At 65.7% G+C, this 8,960-nt stretch carries 10 protein-coding genes, 1 tRNA gene and 2 pseudogenes; 11 read left to right on the forward strand and 2 right to left on the reverse strand.

All coding sequences use genetic code 11. From position 1 onward, the window contains the following. Nucleotides 1-19 precede the first annotated feature (19 nt). The 10 genes and pseudogenes from ACOHWE_RS05100 to ACOHWE_RS05145 form a co-directional block, all read left to right on the forward strand. Complete coding sequence (locus ACOHWE_RS05100) at nucleotides 20-730, forward strand: CbiX/SirB N-terminal domain-containing protein (protein WP_420664615.1); 711 nt, start codon at nucleotides 20-22, stop codon at nucleotides 728-730. Nucleotides 731-848: 118 nt separating this feature from the next. Then, nucleotides 849-922, forward strand: a tRNA-Cys gene (locus ACOHWE_RS05105). A gap of 115 nt (nucleotides 923-1,037) precedes the next feature. After that, nucleotides 1,038-1,424, forward strand: coding sequence for a metallopeptidase family protein (locus ACOHWE_RS05110; RefSeq protein ID WP_420664616.1), 387 nt, complete (start codon nucleotides 1,038-1,040; stop codon nucleotides 1,422-1,424). A 477-nt stretch (nucleotides 1,425-1,901) separates the two neighbouring features. Beyond that, nucleotides 1,902-2,345 carry an Hsp20/alpha crystallin family protein gene (locus ACOHWE_RS05115; RefSeq protein ID WP_420664618.1) on the forward strand — a complete coding sequence of 148 codons (444 nt, stop codon included), beginning with the start codon at nucleotides 1,902-1,904 and terminating at the stop codon, nucleotides 2,343-2,345. 26 nt (nucleotides 2,346-2,371) lie between these two features. Beyond that, nucleotides 2,372-2,773 (forward strand): Hsp20/alpha crystallin family protein, encoded by a 402-nt coding sequence (locus ACOHWE_RS05120; protein WP_420664620.1) that lies wholly within the window; start codon nucleotides 2,372-2,374, stop codon nucleotides 2,771-2,773. 33 nt (nucleotides 2,774-2,806) lie between these two features. Then, nucleotides 2,807-3,316, forward strand: a complete 510-nt coding sequence (locus ACOHWE_RS05125) for an Hsp20/alpha crystallin family protein (protein ID WP_420664622.1) — start codon at nucleotides 2,807-2,809, stop codon at nucleotides 3,314-3,316. A gap of 65 nt (nucleotides 3,317-3,381) precedes the next feature. Continuing rightward, nucleotides 3,382-4,782 carry a DegQ family serine endoprotease gene (locus tag ACOHWE_RS05130; RefSeq protein WP_420664624.1) on the forward strand — a complete coding sequence of 467 codons (1,401 nt, stop codon included), beginning with the start codon at nucleotides 3,382-3,384 and terminating at the stop codon, nucleotides 4,780-4,782. Between the two features lie 236 nt (nucleotides 4,783-5,018). Next, on the forward strand, nucleotides 5,019-5,423 hold the full coding sequence (locus ACOHWE_RS05135) for a M48 family metalloprotease (RefSeq protein ID WP_420664625.1): 405 nt from the start codon (nucleotides 5,019-5,021) through the stop codon (nucleotides 5,421-5,423). A gap of 76 nt (nucleotides 5,424-5,499) precedes the next feature. Continuing rightward, complete coding sequence (locus ACOHWE_RS05140) at nucleotides 5,500-6,438, forward strand: DnaJ C-terminal domain-containing protein (protein ID WP_420664626.1); 939 nt, start codon at nucleotides 5,500-5,502, stop codon at nucleotides 6,436-6,438. A gap of 7 nt (nucleotides 6,439-6,445) precedes the next feature. Next, nucleotides 6,446-6,651 (forward strand): annotated as a pseudogene (locus tag ACOHWE_RS05145) (glucose-6-phosphate isomerase); the annotation flags it as partial. A gap of 42 nt (nucleotides 6,652-6,693) precedes the next feature. Here the strand turns inward: ACOHWE_RS05145 and ACOHWE_RS05150 are convergent. Then, nucleotides 6,694-7,335, reverse strand: a complete 642-nt coding sequence (locus tag ACOHWE_RS05150; RefSeq protein ID WP_420664628.1) for a hypothetical protein — start codon at nucleotides 7,333-7,335, stop codon at nucleotides 6,694-6,696. Nucleotides 7,336-7,507: 172 nt separating this feature from the next. On the opposite strand from ACOHWE_RS05150, the pseudogene ACOHWE_RS05155 reads away from it, so the two are divergent. Beyond that, a pseudogene (locus tag ACOHWE_RS05155) lies at nucleotides 7,508-8,440 on the forward strand (IS5 family transposase). A 120-nt stretch (nucleotides 8,441-8,560) separates the two neighbouring features. Here ACOHWE_RS05155 and ACOHWE_RS05160 read toward each other — a convergent pair. After that, on the reverse strand, nucleotides 8,561-8,960 hold a 400-nt coding region (locus ACOHWE_RS05160), incomplete at its 5' end, for a LysR substrate-binding domain-containing protein (RefSeq protein ID WP_420664630.1).

Here is an 8,960-nt window from a genome sequence, read left to right on the forward strand (position 1 = left end):
CCCAAGCCGGAGCCAGCAAATGAGCCCGCCCCCCAAGACCGCCATCCTCACTGCCCATGGCCAGCCCTCTGCCCCCGCCCCTCCAGAGGAGGCGCTGGCACGCACAGCTGCAGAAGTTGCTTCCCTGCTGCCTGGCTGGGAGATCCGATCCGCGACGCTCGCCACACCCGGCCGGCTTGAGGACGTGATGCAGGAGGGCGCCGTCATCTATCCTTTCTTCATGGCCCGCGGCTGGTTCACCGCCAAGGTGCTGCCCGGACGGCTGGCGGGCCGCAGTTACCGCATGGCCGTGCCGTTCGGCCTATCGGAAGGCCTGCCCCTGCTGGTGGAACAGGCAGTGAAGGCGGCGGCGGAGGATCGCGGCTGGGCCCTCGTCGGCACTTGGCTGCTGCTCGCCGCCCACGGCTCCGCCCGCGGCCCCAAGGCCGCCGAGGCCGCCGAATCCTTTGCCAGCCGCCTCCGCCCGCTCCTGCCCGGCTGTGCGCTTTCACTCGGCTATGTTGAGCAAGACCCCACCATCAAGGACGCCGCCCGCCCCCTGCCCGCGCGAACGCTCTGCCTGCCGTTCTTCGCCCAGGCCGGCGACCACGTCCAAACCGACATTCCGGAGGCGCTGAAGGCTGCCGGCTTCCAGGGTGCCGTGATGCCCGTCACCGGCGCACTGCCCGGCGTCCCCGCCCTGATCGCCGCCGCCATCCGCGCCGCTGCCGGGGCGCCGCCCGCAGAATGACCCGAGGCTGCCCGGTACTCTCCCGCGGGAGCCCGGGCGCGGATTCCCGGCCGCCGCGGCAAAACACCTCTTGCACGCACCGGAAGCTTGTGATTAATCACGCCTTACACCATGGGCTGGCGAGTTGGCGGAGTGGTGACGCAGCGGATTGCAAATCCGTGTACACCGGTTCGATTCCGGTACTCGCCTCCACTTCCCCGCAGCGCAGACTTTGCCCCAGCCCTACAGGGCCTGCCCATTTTCCGGCAGCTGGCATTCCGCGCTGTGCCCTCTTCCCCGGCGGCGCCGGACGCGCCATATCTGCGGTATGACGCACGGCATCGCCTATTTCGAAGATATCGCCCGCGGCACCATCGCCGCCCTGCCCGCCGCTTTCCGCCCTGCAGCAGAGGCGGTGCTGCTGCGGGTGGCGGAATGGCCGGATGCGGGGATGCTGGAAGAGCTTGCCATCTCCGATCCGCGCGATCTCACCGGTCTCTACGAAGGCATCCCGATGACTGAAAAGTCCGTCTTCGACATGGCGCCGCCGCCAGACGTGGTCTGGCTGTTCCGGCAGCCGATCCTGGCGGAGTGGCGCGACCGGGGCAATGTTGCCCTGGAGGACCTGATCGCGCATGTGGTGATCCACGAGTTCGCCCACCACTTCGGCTGGAGCGACGCGGACATCGCCGCGATCGACCCCTGGTGGGAGTGAGGCCAGCTGCCCGAGCATTCCACTGTACAGCCGCAAATCAACCGCGCCGGAAGGTCTTAGCGGCCATCAGATCCGGCGGCGTGAGCCCGTCAGTTTGAACCGCACTGAACCCGCCGGTTTCCGGCGCGCGGTGCCACTGCCACGAAGACGGCAGGAGGTGAAATTCCGCCTCCGTCGGGGGCTTGACAAACCGACATTCCCTCCCAACTGAGTTTCAGGGGATGCCGAAGGCGGGTCCCCAGGTGGTGAACACCGGAAGGCTGGCAGCCATGCGGCCCTCCGGCATGCTGCCAGGCCGGTTGCTGGCCGGTTTTGAACGCCGCAGCCGTCTCCCGTGCAGTCGCTCTGCCTGCGCCTGCCTCTTTGTTTCCCCTGAAGCCTGCTTGCCTGCCCGGTCCCGCCGGTGAGTCTACCGTGTCCGGTGGGACCGGTCCGGACGGGCAGTGTCCAAAGGTCATAGCGTAAGGAGGAAACGACATGCTTCAATCTACGTTTGCGCCGTTCCGGGCATTCGACCCATTCGGCGACATGCGCCGGATGCAAAACCAGATGAACCAGCTCTTCGACGGTTTCGGTGGCGCGCAGCGGCCGATGGCGTATCCGGCGGTGAACTTCTGGGCCGGTCAGGACAGCATCGTTCTCACCGCGGAACTGCCGGGTCTCTCGGAAGCGGACATCGAGCTGACGGTCAAGGACTCCATGGCGGTGCTGCGCGGCACGCATCCCGAACAGGAAACCGGCGATGACGTGACCTGGCGCCGCCGCGAGCGGCCGGCCGGATCCTTCTCCCGAACCGTCGAGCTGCCGTTCCGGGTTGATCCCGAACGGGTCGATGCGCGGTTCAAGAACGGTGTGCTCACCGTCGAGATGCAGCGCCCGGAGGAGGACAAGCCCAAGCGCATTGAAATCAAGGCGTCGTAACACGTGCGGAGTGAAAGGAGGAAACAATGGCACAGGAACTGACGACCCAAAGCGATCGCGATGTCAGCCGCACAGGGGAAGACAGCGGCCGGGCGGGCATGACTTTCATGCCGCCGGTCGACATCTTCGAAAACGGCGATGTGACCGTCATTCTCGCAGATATGCCTGGCGTTGCGCCCGAGGATATGGACGTGACGCTGGAGCGCCACGTGCTCACCCTGCGCGGCCATGTGCGCCCGCATGCCCCCGAAGGCTACCGCCGCATCACCACGGAATATCGCGAAGGGGACTACGAGCGCGCCTTCACGCTGTCTGACGAAGTCGATCAGAGCAAGATCAAGGCCGCATTCAAGCATGGCCTGCTGCGTCTGGAATTGCCGCGCGCAGCCGAGGCCAAACCCAAGAAAATATCGGTCAAGGCCGCATAACGCGGCCTTTCCAGAGGAAAGGAGGAAGACACCATGCATATCAGCGATCTCATCCCGTGGGGTCGTGGCAAGGACAAGACCCCGGACTCCAGCGGCGGCCGGACAACCAACCCGCTGGCCACTCTTCAGCGCGACATCAACAACGTGTTCGAGGACTTCTGGCGGAAGGTGGAAAACGGCTGGAATGGCCGCTCGGCCCCGATCGGGATGTTCGGCCCCAGCACCGACGTGTCGGAAGCGGATGACACAATCGAGGTGACCGTCGAACTGCCCGGCATGACCGAAAAGGACATCGACATCTCGATGTCGGGCGACGCTCTCACCATCCGCGGCGAAAAGAAGGTGGAACACGAGGAGAAGCGGCGCGGTATCTACATGTCGGAACGCTCCTACGGGGCGTTCTACCGCACCATTCCCCTGCCGCCGGGCGTGGACACCGAAAAAGCCGAAGCAACCTTTAAGAACGGCGTGCTGACGATTGCGCTGCCTAAGACCGCGGCTTCCGAGGCCAGGGTGAAGCGCATCCCGGTCAAGGCGTCCTGACACCGCACAAGCCATCCGGGCGGCCGGCCCTGCGGCCGCCCTTTCCAACGTTAAGGAGAGCCCAGATGCGTTCGATCCTTGTTCATATCGGCCGGACCGTTGCGCTGCTCAGCGTTGCCCTGATGATGGCGGCCGCGCCGGCAGCCGCGCAGTCCGCTGACCGGCCCCTGTTTCTCAACCAGGACGGCCTGCCGACGTTGGCGCCGCTACTGGAAAAGGTTACCCCGGCGGTCGTCAACATCTCGGTCGAAAGCCGCCAGATGGCAGAGATGAACCCGCTGTTCAACGACCCCTTTTTCCGGCGGTTCTTCGATGTGCCGCCGGCACCGCAGGCCCCGGCTCCGCGCCGCCAGATGAGTGCCGGGTCCGGGGTCATCGTCGATGCCGCGAAGGGCTATGTGCTGACCAATCATCACGTGATCGAGAACGGCGACAGGATCGTGATCACGCTCAAGGACCGGCGCCGTTTCGACGCCGAGCTCGTCGGCAGCGATCCCGGCACTGATATTGCGCTTTTGCAAATTGACGCCGAAAACCTCACCGCGCTGGAGCTGGGCGACAGCGACAGGCTGAAGGTCGGGGACTACGTGCTGGCAATCGGCAATCCCTTCGGACTCGGGCAGACCGTCACCTCCGGCATTGTCAGCGCCTTGGGCCGCAGCGGCCTGAGCGTGGACGGCTACGAGGATTTCATCCAGACCGATGCGTCCATTAACCCCGGCAACTCCGGCGGTGCCCTGGCCACCTTTGACGGCCGGCTGGTGGGTATTAACACAGCCATCATTGCGCCATCGGGCGGCAATGTCGGCATCGGCTTTGCGGTGCCCGCCAATATGGCGCGCGCAGTGATGGACCAGCTTATCGAGCACGGCGAGGTGCGGCGCGGCCGCCTCGGCGTGGTAATTCAGGATTTCACCCCGGATCTGGCCGAGGCTCTGGACATCGGTACCGGCACAGGCGCGGTAGTCACCCAGGTGGAACCCGGCAGCGCCGCCGAAGACGCAGGGCTGCAGCCCGGCGATGTGATCCTATCACTCGACGGGCGTGCGGTTGCCGGCTCGGCGGATCTGCGCAGCCAGGTCGGGTTGAAGCGGGTCGGCTCAGAGGTAAAGCTGGAGGTGATGCGGGACGGTTCCGCGATGACGCTGACTGCCACCTTGCGCGAGGGCGAGACGGTGGCTGCGGCAGCGGACCGCAGGTTTGACCGGCTCGCGGGCGCCGAGCTGCGCAACCTGCAGCCGGGCGATCCGGACTATGGCGCACTTGAGGGGGTGCTGGTCGCCAGCATGGACCCCGGAAGCCGCGCCGCCCGCTCGGGGCTGGAGGCCGGCGACCTCATACTCGCCGTCAACCGCAGCCCGGTAAGCTCGGTTACCGAACTCCGGCACGAGCTTGCACGCGCTGAGGGCGCTCTCGCGCTGACCGTGCAAAGGGGCGCCGCGCGTATTTTCCTGGTGATGCGCTGAGACCGGAAGGAGGTAACGGCGATGACGAACAAACCTGCGGCGGCGAGGGCAGTATCACGGCCTGTATCCACGCGGCAGCGGCGGGCGGAGGACGCTGCCCTTGCCGCTGCCCCGCCGGAGGTGCGCCCGGAAGCCGGTCAAGGCACGCGGCCGGCCGGCCAGCTGAAACGGGCGCTTGCCGGCGCAGGAAATGACCCCGAACAGCCCGATACTGCCCGCTCCGAAGGCGAAGGAGAATGCGCCTCGCAGGCTGCGGCGGCCTGCCGCACTACCTTCAAAACCGGGCCCGGCAACCCCGGCGGATCGAACGCGGCCACGGCCTGGCTTTCTGGGTCGTTTCACTGGTCACCGAACTGGTACTGGGAGTGGCGGCAATGGCGGTCGTCATGCGGTTCTCGCGCTGGCGCGAATTCCGCGCCGATGCGGGCAGCGCAGCGCTGGCCGGGCGCGCCAGCATGATAGCGGGTCTGGAACGGCTGCGCACCCTGCAGACCGTCCGGCCGCTCCCCGAAGAGATGCGGGCGCTCGCCTTCGATGCCGGCCGCGTGCAGGCCTTGTTTGCCAGTCATCCGCCGCTTGAGGACAGGATCGCGGCCCTCAGGTCCGCAGGCGGCGCCGCAGCGGAATGGGTCTGGACATGAGGCCCGCACGGCTCCTGAATACAGAGGCAGCATCCGGGTGCCGGGCCGCAAGCACCCCGGGCAGAGGAACCTGAAGATGAAAGACGATCCTTACAAAGTGCTCGGCGTCCCGCGGGACGCGACGCAGTCCGAAATCAAGAAGGCCTACCGAAAGCTCGCCAAAGCGCTGCACCCCGACCGGGCGCCGGGCGACACCGCCAAAGCAGCTGAGTTTCAGCGGGTGGGGGCCGCCTATGACATTCTCGGCGATCCGTCGAAGCGGCGCCGCTTCGACGCCGGTGAAATCGATGCCAGCGGCCAGGAAAGGCCGCATCGCCCGTTCTACCGGAACAACGCGGACGCCCGCCGCGCGGGCAGCTTCCACTCGGCAGGCCGTTTCGGCGGCGCCGACGATCTCTCGGATCTCTTCGGCGGGATTTTCGGCCGCATGCACCCCGGCGGCCCGGGCGGCGCCCGCGGTTTCGCAACCCGCGGCGCGGACGTGCGCTATCAGCTCGAGGTCGATTTCCTCGACGCCGCCCGCGGCGCACGGCGGAACGTGCCGCTGCCCACCGGCCAGACCATCGAACTGGCGATCCCCGCGGGGGTGCGGGACGGCCAGACCCTCCGCCTGCTCGGCAAGGGCCAGCCCGGGGCCGGAGGCGGCCCGGCCGGGGATGCCTATGTGGAGATCGGTGTGCGCCCGCATCCGCTGTTCACCCGGACCGGCAACGACATCGAAATTGAAGTTCCCGTCACTTTTGACGAGGCGGTACTGGGCGCCCGGATCGAGGTGCCCACGATTTCCGGCCCGGTCGCGCTGGCGGTGCCCAAGGGCTCCTCTTCCGGCCGCCGGCTGCGGCTGAAAGGAAAAGGCGTAAGGCCCGCCAGCGCCCCGCCGGGTGACCAGTACGTCCGCCTGCGCATCGTTCTGCCTGGCCGGATCAGCGGCCGCATGGAGGAGCTCGCCCGGCAATGGCGCCGGGAGGTGAGCCATGATCCACGCGCTGAATTGGGAGGCGCGCAAAGAGGCTGAGACAGCACCGCAGGCTGCCCCCCTTGTGCTGGGCCAGATCATCGCGCGTTGTGAGCATCGGGTTATTGTTGAAGGGGTGATCTGGGGATCAACTTCTTTGACCAGTGGGGGGGCGAACTTTGCAAGGAGCCGGCCTATACGCTGTCGACGATGGTGCTCACTGCCGGGCTGATCCGGGTGCTGTCGGAAGCCGGCGTTGAGACACAGAGTTGAACCGCAGTTCCGGCCATCTGGATTGCAGTCGGCGTCCGGGCGTCAGATCGGGTGCGCGAAGGCCAGGCGGGCCGTTTTGAATGCCGGATGCAATTCCGATCCCGGCAGGGCGAGGGCATCGAGTTCACCATGCAGCCAGCATTCGGCTTTCTGCTGTCCTGTGCTGTGGCTCGACAGGCGGGCCTGCGACGCAGCGATCAAGGCTGCCCAGGCTCTGGTGCCGGCGCGCGCCGCCAGCTGCGCGGCATGGGCAAGGGCCGCTTCGGCTTCCTCTGGTCCGGCACCACCGTCTGAGAGGGAGATCTCCGCTGCCAGACGATGCACCTCGGGCGCGTAGATCAGATCACGGCCAGCCTCCAATGCCGCCAAAGCGGTGCCGATGGAGGATCTTGCCGGGCCGGGCCGGCCGGCGCAGGCATAGCAATAGGCCAGCATAGCCTCGTGATAGGCTCCGCCGAGTTTCAGGCCGATGGCATGCATCGTCTGCAGTGCCGCCTCCATCTCGGGCAGAGCAGCTGCCGCCCCCTTGCTGCGCACCGCCTCGTGGGCCATCCAGATTTGACCGGCGGTCACCCAGAAAGGCTGTCCGATCTTGGCGGCCAAGGCTGTGGCCTCTTCAAGCTCTGCCCGGTATCCGGTGTCGGACAGAGCATAGGTATTGGGGGCCGTGCCGTAGATCCGCACGTAGGGTTTGAGGATCGGCAGCTCCAGAAAGGCTTCATGCGCGCGGGCGTCGGCGCAGGCCTGGCGCCAGCCCGGCAGATCGCCGGCGATGTAGCGCCCGTGGATCGGCGTTGTTGCAGAACTCTTACCGCTAAGGATTCACATCACGAATTCTTGCGGTTAGACGGGGCCGATGAGTAAGCCCGCACCTGCCCGCTACCGCACGACGAATTGGTCCAGCTACAACGATGCGCTCAGGGAGCGTGGTTCGCTTCTGATCTGGCTGGATAAAGAAATGACCTGGTTCGCGCCGCATAAAGTGCGTCCAGGGCGCCCACCGGTCTTCTCGAACGCGGCGATCCAGTTCTGCCTGTCGATCAAGGTTTTTTTCAAGCTGCCCCTCCGGCAGACCGCCGGGATGGTCGCCAGCCTTTTGCACCTGGCGGGGCTGGACTGGCCCGTTCCTGAGTTCTCTACGCTGTGCCGTCGGCAGAAAGCACTTGCCGTCCAGATCCCGTATCGTCGCGCCGATGGGCCGCTGTACCTTGTGGTGGACAGCACCGGGATCAAGTTGCTTGGCGATGGCGAGTGGCAGGCCCGCAAACACGGCGTTCAGGGGCAGCGCCAATGGCGCAAGGTGCATCTTGCGATGGATGCTGCCACGTCTGACATCCGTGCTGCCGAATTCACCCCCAGCCGCGACGGCGACAGCCCGGTCCTGCCGGAATTGCTCCATCAGATTCCGAAGGACGAAGAGATCGGCAGCGTGACCGCAGACGGAGCCTATGACACGCGCCGTTGCCGCTCCGCCATCATCGAGCGTGGCGCCGCCCCGATTATCCCTATCCGCAAGAATGGCCTACCGTGGAAGGAAAACTGCCCGGCGGCATAGGTCAGAAACGAAACCTTGCGCGCCACCCGGCATTACGGCCGAGCCTTCTGGAATCGCTGGACGGGATACCACGCCCGGAGCCGGGTTGAGGCAAAAATGCGTTGTTTGAAACCATTCGGCGAGCGCATCTCTGCAAAAGACCCTGACCGCCAAACCGCCGAAACCCATATCCGCATCGCCCTCATCAACCGCTTCAATTCACTCGGCGCCGCCGAGATCGTCCGTGTCGCCTAAGCTCAGAGGGGAAAGGGGTAGTCAGGCCTCAAAAGGGAGTTCCGCAACGACGCCGGTTCCGGTCACACTCCGCGCAGGGTGCGATGGCTAAGTATAGGCCGTCGAGACACCTGAACTACATCATTTGGCTGGTTCTGCCTCCCAAGCCCGTTCGCTGATGGCTGCATATATCAGCTGCAGGATCAGGCTGCGTACTCTCTCCTGAGCAAAGGTTGCAGGGCGGTCTGCTAACTCACAGATGTAAAGCGTCCGGCGCAGTTCCGGATCTGTCAAGGGTCGGGAATGCAGTTCGCCAGCTAGCAGCTGTTCGCGCATGAACAGAGATGTCCCGATCGTGCAGCCCAGGCCAGCACTGAGAGAGCCCGCGATAGCATTTACTGAATTGAGATTCAGGCGCGCACGTGACTCCAGTTTCTTCAGGAGGTTCAGGTCATCCATCAAGGCGCGGGCCGATAGCCCCTGACGCAGCAGGATGATCGGAAGCTCCAGGAGTTCCTCAAAGGATATGGGCGCATCCGTG

Source organism: Cribrihabitans neustonicus (assembly GCF_048820895.1).
In the GTDB taxonomy this organism is placed as follows: Bacteria; Pseudomonadota; Alphaproteobacteria; order Rhodobacterales; family Rhodobacteraceae; genus Cribrihabitans_A; species Cribrihabitans_A neustonicus.

Bases quoted from the DNA above. Each gene is read 5' to 3' on its own strand.
- ACOHWE_RS05100 (WP_420664615.1), top strand. From the start codon at position 20: ATGAGCCCGCCCCCCAAGACCGCCATCCTCACTGCCCATGGCCAGCCC.
- ACOHWE_RS05115 (WP_420664618.1), top strand. From the start codon at position 1,902: ATGCTTCAATCTACGTTTGCGCCGTTCCGGGCATTCGACCCATTCGGC.
- ACOHWE_RS05110 (WP_420664616.1), top strand. From the start codon at position 1,038: ATGACGCACGGCATCGCCTATTTCGAAGATATCGCCCGCGGCACCATC.
- ACOHWE_RS05120 (WP_420664620.1), top strand. From the start codon at position 2,372: ATGGCACAGGAACTGACGACCCAAAGCGATCGCGATGTCAGCCGCACA.
- ACOHWE_RS05130 (WP_420664624.1), top strand. From the start codon at position 3,382: ATGCGTTCGATCCTTGTTCATATCGGCCGGACCGTTGCGCTGCTCAGC.
- ACOHWE_RS05125 (WP_420664622.1), top strand. From the start codon at position 2,807: ATGCATATCAGCGATCTCATCCCGTGGGGTCGTGGCAAGGACAAGACC.
- ACOHWE_RS05135 (WP_420664625.1), top strand. From the start codon at position 5,019: ATGCGCCTCGCAGGCTGCGGCGGCCTGCCGCACTACCTTCAAAACCGG.
- ACOHWE_RS05140 (WP_420664626.1), top strand. From the start codon at position 5,500: ATGAAAGACGATCCTTACAAAGTGCTCGGCGTCCCGCGGGACGCGACG.